The following is a 17,142-nucleotide window of genomic DNA, read 5'->3' as shown; positions in this document are numbered from 1 at the left end:
AAGCCTATACAGAGTGCGGCCTCTGGCTCGAAGGAAGGTTCGCCGTTACTGGCTAAGTATTACCGCAACCGCATCTATAGCACGGTCCACGGCCGCTTCCTGCAACCGGATCCGATAGGGTTTGAGGCTAGAGATGTGAATAGGTATGGGTATGTGGGGAATGGAGTGGTGAATTATATTGACCATATTGACTCATATGATCTTTGCAGATGGAGGATATCGGAAATTTTAATTGGTGCGTTGCAAAATGTAAGTCTTATTACGTCCAAGGAGAAGTATGGTCCTGTAGTGATGATGATTTTGAATATCCGCCAAAATTAGAGATTAGAAATTTCAAGGATAGAGAAAGTTTGATTTGAGATGTGGCTTTAGACCTCCGTTCGATCCCGATAGTAATGAACCAGGCTCTGACTTTCTCTTGAGTAATATAGGCGTTTGATTCTGGGGCGTGAGGCGTCTGCTCCGGGGGCTGATGGGCAGGTTATTTCAAGAGGGTAAACACTATAGAATTTTGGTATAGAGATTATTAGAATTTTATTAAAGCATTTGTTGATAAACTTGCTAATCATTCAATCATTTAATTGTGTTTTTTTGGTGAAAGGTGTAGATATAGATAGGATTGGTGAATGGTTATCCACAGGGTCGTTAGTTGATAAGGATTAATGTAATTCTTAGTAATACAGGAAGTTGCTCTAGCTCACTCTGATGAAAGAGGATCAAGTTTAAAATTATTGTTGTTTTTAACTATGGATATGGGATTGGCCGGTATGTAGTTTTAATTACAGGTGAATTTGTGCTTTGTGAGCAGTTTTAATAGAAAGCTTGCGATACGCGGTGGTTTGATTGGAAAGCAAGGGGCGAAATAGGTGTGGTTTTTTTAGATTATCTACAGTGTGAGACAAAACTAGAGTTTCATCATACGGGTTGCGGATGGGTTGGGGAGGGGTGTTGGGTGTGCGAACAGCACGGGTTTGTGTGCCTCAGATGTGTGTGTGTCTAAGCTGGGGTTGAAAATTGTGTTGTGTGTGTGATGATCGAGTTTTGGGTGGGGCATGAATTGCATCGTGTTTTCGGGATGGAGGTTGTATAAGGTGTGGGGTTACCATGACTGAGAGTTTTGATTGTGTGATCATTGGAAGTGGGATTGCGGGTTTGAGTTTGGCGATTCGGTTGGCGGATTATTGCTCGGTGGCGATTCTTACTAAGAAAGACCGGGCGGAGTCCAACACCAACTATGCACAGGGGGGGATTGCTTGTGTGACTTCGGATGAGGATTCGTTTGAGCTGCATATACGGGATACGCTTGAGGCGGGGGCGGGGTTGTGTCATCCCGATGTGGTGCGGACGATTGTGGAGGAGGCGCCAAGGCGGATTGCTGATTTGGTGGCGCTGGGGATGAAATTCACGGAGCGTGATGTTCAGGAGGGTGGCGGTCTTGATTTGACGAAGGAGGGGGGACATAGCAAGCGACGTATATTGCATGCTGGGGATATCACGGGGCGTGAGATTGAGGCGACACTTTTGCGGGCGATTGCTGCGCGTCCGCGGATACGTTTGATTGAGAATGTGCAGGCTATTGATTTGATTACGACGACGAAGCTGGGCTATACGCTTAACCCGAGATGTATTGCGGTTTATGCTTTGGAGAAGGCGACGAACCAGGTGCGGACTTATGTGGCGCGGGCGATTGTGTTAGCGACGGGTGGGTGCGGCAAAGTTTACAAGTATACGACGAATCCGGATATAGCGACTGGGGATGGTGTGGCGATGGCTTATCGGATCGGGGCGCCGATTGCGAACATGGAATTTATGCAGTTTCACCCGACATGTCTTTATCATCCGCAGGCGAGGAATTTTCTGATTTCCGAGGCTTTGCGTGGAGAGGGGGGTGAGTTGGTGGATGCGCGGGGGCGTAGTTTTATGCAGAAATATGATCCGCGAGGCTCGCTTGCTCCGCGTGATGTGGTGGCGCGTGCGATCGATGCTGAGATGAAGGAGAGCGGGGCGCCTTGTGTGTATCTTGATATGACGCGGCGTCCGAAGGATTTTTTGGTGAGGCGTTTTCCGAATATTTATGAGCGGTGTTTATCGCTTGGGATTGATATGGCGTCGATGCCGATTCCTGTGGTGCCAGCGGCGCATTATCAGTGTGGGGGTGTGCTTACGGATGTGAATGGGAGGACGCCGATTCCTGGGTTGTGGGCTGTTGGGGAGACGGCGTGCACGGGGTTGCATGGGGCGAATCGGCTGGCGAGCAATTCGTTGTTGGAGGCGTTAGTTGTTGCGCATCGGGCTGCGGAGGAGATTCGTGTGGAGTTGGAGAGGGTGAAGATGCCTGATTATGATATTCCGGCGTGGCGTAGTCATCCGGCGCAGGAGCCGGATGAGTTGGTGGTTATTAGTCATAATTGGGCGGAGATTCGGCAGTTGATGTGGGATTATGTGGGGATTGTGCGGAGCACGAAGCGTCTGCAACGGGCAGGGGCGCGGTTGCGGAATTTGAGGCAAGAGGTGAAGGATTATTATTGGAGTCATGCGATAACGGCGGATGTGATTGAGCTGAGGAATTTGGTGTTGGTGGCGTCGTTGATTGTGGATTCAGCATTGTCGCGGAGGGAGAGTCGTGGGCTTCATATGACGATTGATTATCCTTATACGGATCCGACGTGGGCACGGGATACGATTATCCAGCGTGCGGTGTGAGGGAGTGGAGGTAAGGGGATTCGAACCCCTGGCCTTCTCATTGCGAACGAGACGCTCTACCAGCTGAGCTATACCCCCGGGCGGAGGAAGTACGGGGTGAGGGTAGGACGAGGAATGGATTTTGTCAAAGCTTGGATGTGTGGGTGGGGTTGTTTATTTTGTGTCTAGGATGAAGATGCCTTGCCAGTTTGGTTCGGGGGGGTGGCGGAGGTATTCGGTGCATAGTTCGTAGTAGCCTTGTGCGCAGTAGTCGTCGGGGTGTCTTTGGAGACATTGAGCGAGGAGTGATTGGGCTGTGTGGAAGTTGCGGCGGTAGTAGTAGGAGAGTGCTTCTTCGTAGGTTTTGACCCAGTCGGGGAGGCGATAGGGGGGGTGTTGTGGGGTGGTGAGGTCAGCGATGACTTCGTGGATGCGGACGGGTTCGTTTTTGCCTTTGACTTGGACAGTGGCTAGGAGTCGAGTGAGGATGGTGTCGGGGAGGAGAGCTTGTACGGATTCTGAGATGACGATGTCGGTGTGGAAGATTTTGGTGACGCCTTCGAGGCGGGAGGCGAGGTTTACGGGGTCGCCGATGACGGTGAATTCTTTGCGTTGGGTGGCGCCGATGTTGCCGACGAGGACGGTGCCGTGGTTGAGGCCGATGCCGATTTTGAGTGGGGGGCGGCCGTTGGTTTGCCAATTTTGGTTTAATTCGGCTAGGGCGTATCGCATGGCGAGGGCTGAGCGGACGGCTGCTGTGGCATCTTGGGATGGGGAGTGGGAGAGGATGTCGCCCCATACGGCCATGATGGCGTCGCCGATGTATTTGTGGAGGGTGCCGCCTTGGGCGTTGACGCAGGCGACCATTTTTTCGAAGTATTCGTTGAGTTGGTCGACGAGTGCGATTTCGTCTGCGCCTTCGGAGAGGGACGTGAAGGAGCGGATGTCGGAGAAGAGGATGGTGACGGGTTTGCGTTGGCCGCCGAGGTTGATTTTATCGGGGTTTTTGAGGAGTTCTTGTAGGATGCCTGGGGCGATGTAGGAGCCGAAGATTTGTTTGAGGTGGGCTTTGGATTTTTGTTCGGCGCGCCAGCGGAGGAGGAAGGCGCCGAAGTGGGCGAGGAAAAAGCCGATGATGGGCCAGAAGAGGGGAAGGGTGACGTAGTTGTGTTGGGTGAGATAGATTGCTAGAAGGATGTAGAGTAGGATGAGGCCTGTGGGGATGAGGGTGGAGAGGAGAAAGGGTGCTGAGCGTAGGAGGTAAAGTGAGAGGCTTGTGATGAGGAGCCAGATGAGGAGGACGAGGGCTGGGGGGAGGGTGTTGAGGTGATCGTTTTCGAGGATGTTTGCGAGGGCGGTGAGGTGGACGAAGACAAGGGGTGTGGCTGGGGCTAGGGGAGTGGGGCCAATGTCGGTGAGGCCGGCGGCGTTTTGGCCTATGAGGAGGATTGCGTTTTGGAGGGTGGGGAAGTTGGTTGGCCAGGGCTGTCCTTGGGCGTAGGTGCGGGCGAGGGCTTGGGTGAGGGCGAGGTAGGAGATGGAGCGGTAGCGGGAGAAATCGCGGTAGTTGAGGGTGTAGCAGCCTTGATGATCGATGGGGATGAAGTGGGTGGTGCCTGCGAGGGGGAAGGAGATGTGGCGGCCGAGGTGGACTTTGATTTGTTCGATGGGGATTTCGTGTGCGACGATGAGGGTTTGTAGGGCGAGGGAGGGGAAGAGCTGGTTGCCGACGCGGACGACGAGGGGTAATGATCGGCGGACGCCGTCGGGGTCGGGCTCTGAGTTGACGAAACCGAAATAGCTTTTTTCTCGGAGTGGGTGGATGGGAAGGATGGCTGAGGGTGTGCCGTGGACTTGGTTGATATCGCCGACGATTTGGGTGAGTGGCTGGGTGAGGCCGAATGCGGTGTCGGAGGTTCTGGCGTTTTCGAGGTCGGACATGGCGCCTGTGATGAGTTTTTTGAGCTCGGAGGCGGCTTGGCTGAGGTAGGTGTCGTGGGTTTCATCGCGTGGTTCGGTGAAGAGGATGTCGAATGCTACGGCTGCAGGTTCTGCGGCGGTGAGGAGGCGGATGAGGTCGCCGTGGACGTCGCGGCTCCATGGCCAGCCGCCGAAGTGGGCGAGGGAGGGTTCATCGATGCCGACGATGATGAGTTTTTCTGGGGCTTTGGGGGTCCAGCCGAGGAAGGCACGGATTTGAAATCGCCAGTCGATGAAGAGGTTTTCGATGCGTTGTGGGAAGGTGGAGAGGTGGTTGAGGATGAAGTAGAGGGCGATGAGGATGATTGGTGTGAGGGTGTGGTAAGAGATGAGTTTTGAGAGGCGGGAGGTTTTCATTGTGCTGGGCGGAGTTTAGTGCAGTTTGTGAAAAAGTCTATGGTAAGTGACCGTGAGCGTTTTTTGACGGAGCTGGATGAGAATTTTTCTGTGCAGGCTTCTGCGGGGACGGGGAAGACGACTGCTATTGTGGGGCGGGTGGTGAATCTGGCGCGGTGGGGGATGGAGTGTGGGCGGGCTGCGGAGGTGCTTGGGAGGGTGGTGGTGGTGACTTATACGAATCGGGCGGCTGATGAGATGCGGGATCGGCTTCGACAACGTGTGTTTGGGGATGGGGCGATGGCGGTGGATGCTGGGGTGAGGCGGGGGATGGCGGAGATGTTTGTGGGGACGATTCATTCTTGGTGTGTGCGGTTGATCGAGGAGTTTGGGGTGCGGCATGGGTATCGTGTGCCGCGGGATGAGCAGGAGGGGGAGGGTGTGGAGGACGAGACGAGTTTTTTTGAGTATGCGCGAGATTTTTTTGTGGGGTATGTGGATCGGTATCGAGAGGTGTTGCGATATTTTACGGCGGATGAGGTGGGGCGTGTGGCGCGAGGTTTGGCGCGGCTGAGTGTGGATTGGGCAGAAGTTAAATTGAAAAGCGGCTCTGGAGGGGCTGTGGAGGCGGTGTTGGGGTGTCGTGAGGAGGAGCAGGAGGAGCTTGCGAATTTTTTGAGGGGGCGAGGGAGAGAGCGTGCGCTGTTTATTTACGAGTGTTGGGAGCGATTTCGGGAGGCGGTGAGGGGTGGGGAGGGATTTTGTGCGTTGCCGCCGGAGGCGGATCAGGGTGGCGGGGCGTTTAGGGCATGGATGAATGGGAAGCGGAGGCGTGTGGTGGATGAGTTGATGGTGCTTTTGATGGAGGCAGCGGGGGAGGAGGCGCGGTGGCGGCAGGAGTGGGGGTTTCGTACGGGGCGGTATGGGTTTAGTGGGCAGGTGGTGTTGGCGCATCGGTTGTTGCGTTTTGGGGATGTGCGGGAGGCGGTGCAGGGGAGGGGGTATCGTGTGATTTTGGATGAGGCGCAGGATACGGATTGGTTGCAATTTCAGTTGCTGACGGAGATGGTGAGGCCAGTGGGATGTGGGGTGTATGATTGGCCCAAGGGGGGTGGGGTTGGGCCGCGGGCTGGGCATTTTTGTATGGTGGGGGATCAGCAGCAGGCGATTTATAGGGAGCGGGCGAGGTTAAGGGATTATTTGTTTTTTCATGAGGCTTTGATAGGTGGGGGGTGCGGGGTGGGGTTGACGTTTTCAGAGACGTATCGTTGTCGTGAGGCTGTGGTGGAGTGGGTGAATGAGCGTTTTAGTAAGGTCTTGGATGGGAGGAATGGTCAGGCGGCGTATGTTCCGCTGGTGGCTGTGCCTCGGGAGGATGGGGATGGGGGGAGGGTGGAGCATTGGTTGATAGATGGGAGGGAGGATTGGTGTGGGGGTGGGGAGGGGGAGGAGAGGGGGTGTGATTATCGTAAGGTGGCTTGGGGGATGATGGCGCGGATGCGGGAGTTGGGTTGTGAGGGGCTTGGGGTGGGGGGGTGGGAGGAGGTGGCGATTTTGGCGCCGAGGTTGAGTTGGTTGGAGGCCGTGGCGGAGGCGGCGCGGGAGTGCGGGGTGCCAGTGGTGGAGGGTTTTGGGGTTGAGAATGCGCGGCGTGTGGAGTGGCGGTGGCTTGGGGCGATTTTGGCGCTGGATCAGGATGGGACGGATGAGTTTGAGGTGGCTGCGGTGTTGCGGGAGGTGTTGGGGTATACGGATGAGGAGATTTATCGGTATAAGTTTCCCGATGATGGGTCGGTGAGGCGATTGATTTTGAGTGAGGAGGCGAGTGAGGGGCGGGTGGGGAAGGCTTTGCGGGCGTTGTGGCGGGTGCGGCAGGTGGGGCGTGGGATGGGGTTGGGGGCGAAGGTGTGGTGGTGGAGTGAGGCGTTGCGGATGCGGGAGCGGGTGATGGGTTTGGATCGGGGGGCGGGGGAGGCGTGGGACGATTTGTTGATGCGGGCGTGGGATCATGAGCGGAGGGGGGGGGATGCGAGGAGTTGGCTTCGTGAGATGCGGCGGGAGCTTGGGATGAAGGGAGAGAGGAGTGTGTCGGCGCGGGGTGGGGGGGTTGAGCTTTTGACGATGCAGAAGGCGAAGGGCTTGGAGTGGGAGGTGGTGGTGGTGCCTTTTTTGTGGCGTGAGATTCGAGATGCGGTGGGGGAGTATCCGCGTGCGGTGGTGGATTGGGATGGGGGGGAGGGAAAGGTGTATGCGGCGTTGAGTGGGGATTGGAGGAGTGGGGATTATGAGCGGTGGTGTGAGGAGGATGAAGCGGAGCGGCTTCGGGAGTTGAGGCGGTATTATTATGTGGCGAGCACGCGGGCGCGGAGGCGGTTGATTTGGGTGGAGGAGGATTGGGGTGGGGAAAAGGTGTTGAAGGAGGGGGTTGGGATGAGTTGTGTGTTGGGATTGGAGGAGATTCGGGATTATCAGGCGACGGGGAGGCGGAGTTGGGTGATGGAGTGTGGGGGGGGTGAGGGGAGGTGTAGGATTTTGGCTCAAGCTGGCAGTGGTGAGCAGAAGGTGTCGCGGGTGGGAGGGGAGGGTGGGTTGGAAGGGATTTTTGTAGAGGATAGTGAGGTGGTTCCTGTGGAGTTGGGGTGCGAGGAGGCGAGTGAGGTTATAGGGCGTGTGGCGCAGAGTCGTGAGGTTGAGTTGCTGGAGCCTTTTTGGATCGAGGAGCCGGCGGTGGCATATGGGATGTGGTGGCATGAGTTGATGAGAGATTGGCCTTGGGGGGAGGGTGGGGAATGGATAAGGGAGTATGTGGGTGTAAGGTTGGATGGTTTGAGGGGTTGGGATTTGGTGGGGCGGGGCAAGGAGGAGGTGGAGAGGTGGATGGGGTCTGACTGGTATAGGTGGTTGGAAGGAGGGATGAAGAGACGATTTCATGAGTTGAGGTATTATGATCAGGGTGTGGGAGGGGAACGGGTGATTGATTTTGTGTGTGAGTGCAGGGATGGAACGTGGATTGTGGTGGATTGGAAGACCGATGGAGTGTCGGATGAGAGGGATTTTGTTTCTGCGGCTTATAAAAAGCAGGTCAGCGAATATGTGGGGGCGTTAAGAAAGTCGGGAGTTGTGGTGAAAGGGGGATATGTCTACAGCACGGTGTTGGGGAAGGTGTATGAAATATCTTGTTGACAGGTAAGGGAGAGCAGGGCAGTGTGCGTGCTTGCTTTGCGTTCAGTGAATCCTGAACGTGGAGTGAATGCAAATGCCTCTGATGAGCCGCGTGTGCGGCTGATCGGCAAGGTTTTTGCCCATGTAGCTCAGTTGGTAGAGCACGTCCTTGGTAAGGACGAGGTCACCGGTTCAATCCCGGTCATGGGCTGGCCTTGAAAGAGGCATAGCAGAAAGAAGGATGATTTGCGTAGCGGAGAACATCCTTAAATTGAAACCATGTCCCAGCCGCTAGGACAAAAAGCAATAGTAAATTGAGGTAAGTCATCCATGGCAAAAGAAGTTTTTAAGCGCGATAAGCCGCACGTTAATATTGGCACGATCGGCCACGTTGACCACGGTAAAACTACATTAACTTCAGCAATCACTGTGATCCTTTCTAAGAAAGGATTGGCCGAGGCAAAGGCATATGAACAGATTGACAATGCTCCGGAGGAGAGAGAGCGAGGAATTACGATTAATACGGCACACGTTGAATACCAAACTGAAAAACGCCACTATGCTCACGTGGACTGCCCTGGGCATGCGGACTACGTTAAGAACATGATTACGGGTGCAGCTCAGATGGACGGCGCGATTTTGGTTGTGAGCGCCGCGGACGGTCCCATGCCACAGACTCGCGAACACATTCTTTTGGCCCGACAAGTCGGGGTGCCGGCACTTGTGGTGTTTTTGAATAAATGCGACATGGTGGATGATAAGGACTTGCTCGACCTTGTGGAGTTAGAGGTGCGCGAGCTGTTGACCAAGTATGAGTTTCCTGGGGATAGTATTCCGATTGTTCGGGGCAGTGCGACGAAGGCGCTTGCTGCGGGAGATCCTTCACATCCCGATGCTAAGTGCATTCTCGATTTGATGGATGCCGTGGATAACTACATACCAACGCCTGAACGTCCGAAAGATCAGCCTTTTCTGATGCCGATCGAGGACGTATTCAATATTGAGGGCCGCGGCACAGTGGCTACAGGGCGTGTTGAGCGCGGTGTGTTGAAAAAGATGGAAGAGGTCGAAATTGTCGGTCTACGTCCTACGCAGAGGACGACGGTGACGGATATTGAAATGTTCCGGAAGATTCTTGATACTGCTGAGGCTGGAGATAACGTAGGGTTGCTTTTGCGCGGTATCAAAAAAGAGGATATCGAGCGCGGACAGGTCATCGCTAAGGTAGGGTCGATCAAGCCGCACTCAAAATTTAGAGCCCAGGTATACGTTCTATCAAAAGAAGAAGGCGGGCGCCATACACCGTTTTTTAGCGGTTACCGTCCGCAGTTTTACTTTAGAACGACTGACGTTACGGGCAACATCAAACTCAAGGAGGGTGTGGAAATGGTCATGCCCGGTGATAATGTAGAGATCGAAGTTGAGTTAATCACTCCGATAGCTTTGGAGAAGTCGATACGTTTTGCAATTCGAGAAGGAGGTCGAACTGTAGGAGCAGGTCGCGTTACTGAGATTCTTGATTAATTCGTAAGGATGACTTACATATAATAATGATCTGCGGGTTGGTGAAATCCAGCCCGCAGATAAAAGAGGGCAGTAGTTCAATTGGTAGAGCAGCGGTCTCCAAAACCGTCGGTTGGGGGTTCGAGTCCCTCCTGCCCTGGTTATCAATGCTGTTACATTAATCTGACATGAGTGAGTCGAGCTTACTAAAATGGGGAGGTCCAGTATTTAACACCACAACTGTGGTGATGCTGATTGCTTTGGTTGTCTCACTCTTGATTTGGCGTAAGGTTGGGACTCAGATAAAGGCTTTTTTGGATCAGACGCGAGCTGAGTTGCAAAAATGCACGTGGCCATGGGATCCTAGCCAGAAAGGGTTAAAGAAATATAAGGAGCTGATTGACTCATCTGTGGTTGTGATCGTAGCGTCAATATTTTTGGCGACATTTATTACATCAGCGGATTTTATTTTAGTTAAAGTCATAGGCTTCATCACACGAATGCATTAACAGAGAATTCTCATGACAGAAAATTCCCCAGGTTGTTCCTCAAGCTCTTCTGCCACTAATCCTCCGGGACCCGTCGAGTGGTATGCGTTGCATGTTTTGTCAGGGCAGGAGTATCGGATTAAAAAAAACATAGAGACGCGAATAAAGACTGAAGAGATAGGGGACCTTATTTTTCAGGTTATTATACCGATAGAAAAGGTTTCGGAAGTTAGGCGTGGGAAAAAAGTCGAGACGGAACGGAAGCTCTATCCTGGCTATCTTTTTATTCAAATGATATTGCGGGATTTTGAAGGTAAACTGATTGATCGTGCATGGTATTTCATTCGTGGAACTAACGGTGTAATCGGATTTGCCGACGGCGATCAACCCCTTCCAATGCCAAAGGAGCAAGTTGATTCTTTGCTACGGCAAATCAAAGAAAAGGAGGATAAAGTTATTCCTAAAGTCGCGCATCAGGTCGGAGACAAGGTAAAGGTCGAAGAGGGGCCTTTTCAAAGTCAAGAGGGGATTATTGAGGAAATCGATCACGAGAGAGGAAAACTTAGAGTTTCCGTTAGTCTTTTTGGTCGCTCTACTCCTGTAGAGCTTGAATTCTGGCAAGTGGAAAAAATCCAATAAGAAACGTTCAAAGAAGATATGGCAAAAGAAATCGCAACTTACATTCGCCTACAGATACCTGCGGGACAGGCGAACCCTGCTCCTCCCGTCGGCCCTGCACTGGGACAACACGGCGTCAATATCATGGCTTTTTGCAAGGAATTTAACGCTGCTACACAAAAGGAAGCGGGGAATATCCTCCCGGTAGTTATTACAGTCTACAAAGATAAGTCCTTTAGCTTCATCACTAAGTCTCCTCCGGCAGCAGCTCTTCTCAAAAAAGCGGCGGGAATTGCCTCAGGTTCTAAAGAACCAAACCGGGTTAAGGTGGGTAAGATTACGAAAAAACAACTCATGGAGATCGTTAAAATTAAAAGGAAAGATCTCAATGCCAACTCCGATGAGGCGGCCATGCGAATAATAGCTGGCACAGCTCGAAACATGGGTATTGACATCGTAGATTGAACAGCTATTATCTATTATCTATTTTATCACACGGCTTAAGTTCAATGCATCTTCATATGGCTAAAAAGCACAGTAAGCGGTATCTAGCTGCATTAAAAAAATATGATCCCCAAAAACATTACTCACTAAGTGAGGCGGTGAAAATACTCAAGACCTTCCCTAAAGGCAAAACAGACGAGACAGTTGACCTCTCTTTCCGTCTTGGAGTAGATCCTAAACAAAGTGATCAAATGGTGCGCGGAACAGTCACGCTACCGAATGGATCAGGAAAGAGCGTTAAAGTTCTAGTCTTTGCTAAAGGGGCTGCCGCCGATGCCGCAAAGGCAGCGGGTGCAGAATACGTTGGATTTGAAGACTTAATTAAGAAAGTCAGCGAAGGGTTTCAGGATTTTGACGTAGCGATTGCTACGCCAGATGCAATGAATGAAGTTAGGAAATTGGGTAAAATTCTTGGACCGAAGGGGCTGATGCCCAATCCCAAGACGGGCACTGTCACAACCGATACAGCTGCTGCGGTGAAAGCATGTAAAGCAGGTCGAGTCGAGTTTAAACTCGACAAATCAGGAAATGTCCATACATACATAGGTAAGGCGTCGTTTGAAGAAAGAGCACTTACAGAGAACGCACAAGCAACCATCGATGCTCTATCAAAAGCCAAACCAGCCTCCTCAAAAGGAAGGTTTATATTGAATTGTGCTATATCAACGACTTTTTCTCCTTCTATTAAGATAGCTCTTCAAAATTAGAATATATAGAATTTATATGCGTCCTGAAAAAAATTCTATAGTTGACTGGATTAAATCAAAAATTAATCGCTCACCGTATGTAATCATTATTAATTACACTGGTCTTAAGGTATCTGAATTTAATGAGCTCCGGAATCGTCTCTATAAAGTTAATGCCCAATGCCGAGTAACTAAAAATACACTGCTTAGAAGAGCGTTGAGGGAATTGAATCTGCCTGACTACACACCGGGGATAAGCGGGCAGACGGCAGTGGTTTTTGGTCAGAGCGATGTCTGTGCAGCCGCCAAAGTTCTAAAAAACTTTATAGATGAATTTAAGAAACCGAGTTTAAAAGGAGGTATTCTAGAATCTGCAATAGTAACGCAAGATCAGATATTATCTTTGGCTGACCTGCCTTCCAAGGAGGTTTTGCTTGCCCAAATTTTAGGATTACTCAAAGCGCCTGCTAATAAACTTGCGCAGCTTTTGAATACACCAGCGAGCCAACTTGCTTACTTAATTAAGGCTAAGAATGGATAACTTAAACCTACTATTTAGAATTCAAAGAATTTACGGGCGAGTGAGTGAGCGTCCCACTCACTCAGGGGAAAGGGCATTAGTCTATCTAGCGCTGAAGCCCTTCAGCGATAATCGTTATGCGGGTGCATAACACTAGATAAACTAAATTCATAGGACGAAAAATTATAAATAAGGAAAACTATGCCAGCAGATCTTAAAACACTGGTTGACCAGCTTAGTGCTCTAACGGTATTAGAAGCAGCTGAGCTCGTCAAGCAACTTGAAGAAAAATGGGGTGTAAGTGCAGCAGCGCCAGTTGCCGTTGCAGCAGCGCCTGGTGCGGCTCCAGCCCCTGGTGCTACTCCAGCGCCTGCGGCTGAAGCCAAGACCACATTCGACGTGATTCTGAAAGAAGCAGGTGCAAACAAAATAGCAGTGATTAAGGAAGTCAGGGCTGTAGTTCCAGGCCTTGGATTGGCTGATGCTAAAGCTCTGGTTGAAGGAGCTCCTAAACCTATCAAAGAGGGCGTCAGTAAAGAAGAAGCGGAAGAGATCAAGAAGAAGATTGAGGCCGCAGGCGCTAAAGTGGAGATTAAATAAAAGGACACTGCATGATTTATACAATGGTGTGCATTTTGATAGCTAATCTTAATGCATGTCCTTGTATAGATTACAGAAAGCCAAGCAGTCTTTATATGACTGCTTGGCTTAATTGTCTTAAAAACTAAAACTATAAAATGAGTATGAGCAAGCCTACTAACAAGCGGATTAATTTTGGAAAACTGCAAGAAGCTATAGAGATTCCGAATTTGATCGAAACACAACTTCGCTCATACAGGGAGTTATTACAAGCGGATGTGCCTCCAAATAAGAGGAAAAATGAAGGGCTAGAAGCCGTTTTTAGGGAAGTGTTTCCTATTGAGAGTTATGATGGTAAAATCAAATTGGAATACGTGCATTATGAAATTCTCGAGCCTAAAACAAATCCCGTGGATTGCCTTAGAGAAGGGCAGACGTATTCTGCACCTTTATACGTTACTTTTCGGCTCAGGCAGGAAAACGGAGTCAAGGAAGACAGAGTTTTTATGGGGGACATTCCTCTTATGACTCCTTCGGGGAGCTTTATTTTTAATGGTTCTGAGAGAGTCGTCGTCAGCCAGATTCATCGCTCTCCGGGGATATGTTTTGAGTCCACTTTGCATGCCAATGGTAAGGTGCTTTACAATTATAGAATTATTCCTGATCGAGGCACCTGGCTGGAAGTGGCTTTTGATACCACGGATACTTTATATGTTCATTTAGATCGTCGGAAGAGACGTCGGAAGTTTTTAATTACGACATTTCTCAGAGCGTTGGGATTTGGTTCGGACGAGGAAATTATACGCAAATTTTATAATGTTGAAACCTTAAAGCTTTCAAGCCATCTTGATGATGAAGCCATCGGGAACAAAACATTGTTTACAGAAATTCGAGATCCTGAGAATCGGGATATTGTTATAGCAAGGGCGTTTGAGCCTTTGACTAAAGCAGTGATTCGCCAACTTGCAGATTTGGGATATAAACAAATCTCAGTTATTGATATCAGCACTGATGATACGATAGTTAAGTGCCTTAAAAAAGACACGTCTAAGGATACAGAGAGTGCATTAAAAGAGATTTATCGTCGGCTTCGTCCCGGAGATCCTCCGACGATAGCTAATGCGAGGCTTTTGCTTAAGAGATTATTCTTTGACCCCAAACGCTACGACTTGGGCAAAGTTGGTAGATTTAAACTTAATCAAAAGCTTGGTCTGAAAATAGACGATAATACAAGGATATTAACCAGTGATGATGTTATTGAAGCAACAAAGTATCTGATGGATTTGAGGCGCGGTGAGAGAGTGGTGGATGATATAGATCATCTAGGTAGCCGTAGAGTGCGCACAGTGGGTGAGTTGTTTGCCAATCAATGCCGTGCAGGTCTAGCTCGCACGGAGCGATTGGTGAAAGAACGGATGACACTATTTGACGTGAATACGGAGGGGATGACACCACAGAAATTGATCAATCCCAAGGCACTTTCCGCTGCAATTCGAGATTTCTTTTCAAGGAGCCAGTTGTCACAATTAATGGATCAAATCAATCCTTTGTCGGAAATTACGCACAAGCGTCGTTTATCAGCTTTAGGCCCCGGCGGCTTATCGCGCGATCGTGCAGGTTTTGAAGTCCGTGACGTTCACCCATCTCATTACGGCAGGATATGTCCTATAGAAACGCCTGAGGGGCCAAATATAGGATTGATTAACTCGATGGCTTGCTTCGCTAGGATCAATGAGTATGGATTTATAGAAACTCCTTATCGTCGTGTAGAGAATGGAGTAGTTACAGAAACTATAGACTATCTTACGGCTGATGAGGAGGAGAATTATGTCGTCGCGATGGCAAACACTCCATTGGATGAGAATGGTAGGATTATATCTGAAAAGGTGGCAGTGAGGCAACGAGGGGAGTTTTTAGAAGTGAAGCCAGACCTAGTGGATTATATGGATGTATCACCTAAGCAGCTAGTATCTGTTGCCGCCAGTCTTATTCCGTTTTTAGAACATGACGATGCTAATCGAGCTTTAATGGGTTCTAATATGCAACGTCAGGGAGTTCCACTGATCGTTACAGAATCTCCGATAGTGGGTACGGGCATGGAGGCTAAAGTGGCTCGAGATTCTCTGGCTGTAGTGGTAGCTGAGGGGCCTGGAAAGGTAGCTTCTGTTTGCTCAGACCGGATTATCATTACTCCTGATGGTGAACTACCTGAAGGGAAACGAAAATTAAAGCATGATCCAGAAAACGGTATATATATTTACGATTTAAAGAAATTCATGAGATCTAATGCGGGGACTTGCTATAACCAGAAGCCAATAGTTAGGCGTGGAGATAAGGTTAATAAGGGAGATGTGATAGCCGACGGACCTTGCACGGATAATGGTGAGTTGGCACTAGGTAGAAATGTGTTAGTGGCATTTATGCCTTGGAATGGATATAATTTTGAAGATGCTATTCTAATTTCAGAGCGCATCGTTAAAGAAGATGTATATACTAGTATCCATATTGAGGAATTTGAGATAAGTGCCCGCGATACGAAACTTGGTCCGGAAGAAATTACACGAGATATCCCTGGAGTTGGAGATGAAGCTTTGAAGAACTTGGATATAGATGGTGTGATAAGAGTGGGTGCAGAAGTTAAACCAGGGGATATTTTAGTAGGAAAGATTACGCCCAAGAGTGAAACTGAGTTAGCTCCAGAAGAGAGGCTACTTCGAGCTATATTTGGCGAAAAAGCTGCCGATGTAAAGGACTCTTCCTTGCGTGTTCCATCTGGCACTTATGGGATAGTGATGGATGTGAAGATAACAGGTGGAAAACAAGCTAATGAAAGTGAAAAACCGCAGAAAATAACAGGTCCTGAGGCTAAGAAATTAAGAAAGGAGATTGAAGCCAAATATGAAAAGAAGGATCAAGAGATTAAGGCAGATTTGACGCAAGCACTGTCAAATGTATTGCTAAACGAGAAAATTCCACTTGATGTAGTGAATGCACAAACAGGCGAAATTATTATTCCTGCTAATCGAAAGATTACTAAGACTTTGCTGAGTAAGCTTGCTAAAATCTATGATCATATAGAGATAGACCCGAGTCCGATAAGAATCAAGATATTCGATATTATAAATTCTTTCCTGCCACGTTTTGAGCAGATGAATAATGAAAAAGAGATGGAATTGGAGAGACTAGAGACGGATGAAGAGACATATGAGCCTGGGACTCTCAAGCAAGTAAAAGTCTATATTGCGAGTAAGCGAAAGTTGTCGGTTGGCGATAAGATGGCGGGTCGTCATGGAAATAAGGGTGTAGTTGCAAAAATTGTTCCTGAAGAGGACATGCCCTTTTTGCCTGATGGCACGCCTGTGGATATCGTTCTTAATCCATTGGGAGTGCCTTCACGTATGAATGTAGGCCAAGTGCTCGAGACCCACTTAGGGATTGCTGCACAAAAGTTAGGTTTTAAAGTTGCAACCCCTGTGTTTGACGGAATCAAAGAAGAACAGATCCGCTCTTTCCTGAAACAGGCAGGTTTAGATGAAGACGGTAAAACTATTCTTTACGATGGTCGAACAGGCGAGCCTTTCGATCAACGGGTAGTAGTCGGTATAATCTATATGATGAAGCTTGGGCATCTTGTTGTGGATAAAATTCATGCTAGAGCCGTAGGTCCTTACTCGCTAGTTACACAACAACCACTTGGGGGCAAAGCACAGTATGGTGGTCAAAGATTTGGAGAGATGGAGGTGTGGGCAATGGAAGCATATGGGGCTGCTTATACACTTCAAGAGTTACTTACGGTCAAGTCAGATGATGTTGCTGGTAGAACTCGAATTTATGAAAGTATTGTGAAAGGGGACAATACTCTCAGACCTGGGATACCCGAGTCCTTTAATGTTTTAATTAAGGAAATGCAAAGTCTATGCCTCGATGTAAAAGTGGGCCAGCGTTCAGCGATAATAGATGATTGGGAGGACTCAACATCTTCAATTCTTTCTACCAACGAGTCGTTGGATACAGGAAAAGCTGCTTAAATCCGTAAGTATATAGAAACTAGAAAGGAGTGAGCTATGTCGAATACAGAGTTAAA

Annotated in this window: 13 protein-coding genes and 3 tRNA genes; 13 read left to right on the top strand and 3 right to left on the bottom strand. The window is 49.5% G+C overall.

Going from position 1 to position 17,142, the window contains the following annotated elements; all coding sequences use genetic code 11:
* On the top strand, positions 1-321 hold a 321-nt coding region (locus NZM04_10165; GenBank protein ID MCS7064379.1), incomplete at its 5' end, for a hypothetical protein.
* Between the two features lie 583 nt (positions 322-904).
* Here NZM04_10165 and NZM04_10160 read toward each other — a convergent pair.
* Positions 905-1,054: a hypothetical protein gene (locus tag NZM04_10160; GenBank protein MCS7064378.1), complete on the bottom strand. Its 150-nt coding sequence runs from the start codon at positions 1,052-1,054 to the stop codon at positions 905-907.
* A gap of 50 nt (positions 1,055-1,104) precedes the next feature.
* Between NZM04_10160 and nadB the strand changes: the two genes are divergently transcribed.
* Complete coding sequence (gene nadB / locus NZM04_10155; protein ID MCS7064377.1) at positions 1,105-2,703, top strand: L-aspartate oxidase; 1,599 nt, start codon at positions 1,105-1,107, stop codon at positions 2,701-2,703.
* Between the two features lie 5 nt (positions 2,704-2,708).
* On the opposite strand, the gene NZM04_10150 is transcribed toward nadB, so the two are convergent.
* Together NZM04_10150 and NZM04_10145 are read right to left on the bottom strand one after the other, a co-directional pair.
* Positions 2,709-2,781, bottom strand: a tRNA-Ala gene (locus NZM04_10150).
* Between the two features lie 75 nt (positions 2,782-2,856).
* Positions 2,857-5,019 carry an adenylate/guanylate cyclase domain-containing protein gene (locus NZM04_10145; protein ID MCS7064376.1) on the bottom strand — a complete coding sequence of 721 codons (2,163 nt, stop codon included), beginning with the start codon at positions 5,017-5,019 and terminating at the stop codon, positions 2,857-2,859.
* Between the two features lie 39 nt (positions 5,020-5,058).
* On the opposite strand from NZM04_10145, the gene NZM04_10140 reads away from it, so the two are divergent.
* The 11 genes from NZM04_10140 to rpoB all read left to right on the top strand — a co-directional run bounded on the left by NZM04_10140 (position 5,059) and on the right by rpoB (position 17,086).
* Positions 5,059-8,181 (top strand): UvrD-helicase domain-containing protein, encoded by a 3,123-nt coding sequence (locus tag NZM04_10140; GenBank protein ID MCS7064375.1) that lies wholly within the window; start codon positions 5,059-5,061, stop codon positions 8,179-8,181.
* Positions 8,182-8,298: 117 nt separating this feature from the next.
* Positions 8,299-8,371 (top strand) — tRNA-Thr (locus tag NZM04_10135).
* Positions 8,372-8,490: 119 nt separating this feature from the next.
* Positions 8,491-9,684, top strand: a complete 1,194-nt coding sequence (tuf, locus tag NZM04_10130) for an elongation factor Tu (GenBank protein MCS7064374.1) — start codon at positions 8,491-8,493, stop codon at positions 9,682-9,684.
* Positions 9,685-9,750: 66 nt separating this feature from the next.
* Positions 9,751-9,823, top strand: a tRNA-Trp gene (locus NZM04_10125).
* Positions 9,824-9,851: 28 nt separating this feature from the next.
* On the top strand, positions 9,852-10,172 hold the full coding sequence (secE, locus tag NZM04_10120) for a preprotein translocase subunit SecE (GenBank protein MCS7064373.1): 321 nt from the start codon (positions 9,852-9,854) through the stop codon (positions 10,170-10,172).
* Positions 10,173-10,184: 12 nt separating this feature from the next.
* Positions 10,185-10,790 carry a transcription termination/antitermination protein NusG gene (gene nusG, locus NZM04_10115; protein MCS7064372.1) on the top strand — a complete coding sequence of 202 codons (606 nt, stop codon included), beginning with the start codon at positions 10,185-10,187 and terminating at the stop codon, positions 10,788-10,790.
* Between the two features lie 18 nt (positions 10,791-10,808).
* Entirely contained in the window at positions 10,809-11,234 is a 426-nt protein-coding gene (gene rplK / locus NZM04_10110) for a 50S ribosomal protein L11 (protein MCS7064371.1), read from the top strand.
* A gap of 56 nt (positions 11,235-11,290) precedes the next feature.
* On the top strand, positions 11,291-11,980 hold the full coding sequence (gene rplA / locus NZM04_10105) for a 50S ribosomal protein L1 (GenBank protein MCS7064370.1): 690 nt from the start codon (positions 11,291-11,293) through the stop codon (positions 11,978-11,980).
* A 16-nt stretch (positions 11,981-11,996) separates the two neighbouring features.
* Entirely contained in the window at positions 11,997-12,500 is a 504-nt protein-coding gene (gene rplJ / locus NZM04_10100; protein ID MCS7064369.1) for a 50S ribosomal protein L10, read from the top strand.
* Between the two features lie 180 nt (positions 12,501-12,680).
* A complete protein-coding gene (gene rplL / locus NZM04_10095) occupies positions 12,681-13,079 on the top strand; it encodes a 50S ribosomal protein L7/L12 (protein MCS7064368.1) in 399 nt (132 codons plus the stop codon).
* 143 nt (positions 13,080-13,222) lie between these two features.
* Positions 13,223-17,086: a DNA-directed RNA polymerase subunit beta gene (gene rpoB / locus NZM04_10090; protein MCS7064367.1), complete on the top strand. Its 3,864-nt coding sequence runs from the start codon at positions 13,223-13,225 to the stop codon at positions 17,084-17,086.
* Positions 17,087-17,142: the final 56 nt, after the last annotated feature.

The organism is Candidatus Methylacidiphilales bacterium (assembly GCA_025056655.1).
Classification (GTDB): domain Bacteria; phylum Verrucomicrobiota; class Verrucomicrobiia; order Methylacidiphilales; family JANWVL01; genus JANWVL01.
Note: the sequence above shows the minus strand (reverse complement) of the source record. Positions and strands in the feature narration are given on the sequence as shown.

Bases quoted from the DNA above. Each gene is read 5' to 3' on its own strand.
- NZM04_10160 (MCS7064378.1), bottom strand. From the start codon at position 1,054: ATGCCCCACCCAAAACTCGATCATCACACACACAACACAATTTTCAAC.
- rpoB (MCS7064367.1), top strand. From the start codon at position 13,223: ATGAGCAAGCCTACTAACAAGCGGATTAATTTTGGAAAACTGCAAGAA.
- NZM04_10145 (MCS7064376.1), bottom strand. From the start codon at position 5,019: ATGAAAACCTCCCGCCTCTCAAAACTCATCTCTTACCACACCCTCACA.
- nadB (MCS7064377.1), top strand. From the start codon at position 1,105: ATGACTGAGAGTTTTGATTGTGTGATCATTGGAAGTGGGATTGCGGGT.
- nusG (MCS7064372.1), top strand. From the start codon at position 10,185: ATGACAGAAAATTCCCCAGGTTGTTCCTCAAGCTCTTCTGCCACTAAT.
- secE (MCS7064373.1), top strand. From the start codon at position 9,852: ATGAGTGAGTCGAGCTTACTAAAATGGGGAGGTCCAGTATTTAACACC.
- rplK (MCS7064371.1), top strand. From the start codon at position 10,809: ATGGCAAAAGAAATCGCAACTTACATTCGCCTACAGATACCTGCGGGA.
- rplA (MCS7064370.1), top strand. From the start codon at position 11,291: ATGGCTAAAAAGCACAGTAAGCGGTATCTAGCTGCATTAAAAAAATAT.
- NZM04_10140 (MCS7064375.1), top strand. From the start codon at position 5,059: ATGGTAAGTGACCGTGAGCGTTTTTTGACGGAGCTGGATGAGAATTTT.
- rplL (MCS7064368.1), top strand. From the start codon at position 12,681: ATGCCAGCAGATCTTAAAACACTGGTTGACCAGCTTAGTGCTCTAACG.
- rplJ (MCS7064369.1), top strand. From the start codon at position 11,997: ATGCGTCCTGAAAAAAATTCTATAGTTGACTGGATTAAATCAAAAATT.
- tuf (MCS7064374.1), top strand. From the start codon at position 8,491: ATGGCAAAAGAAGTTTTTAAGCGCGATAAGCCGCACGTTAATATTGGC.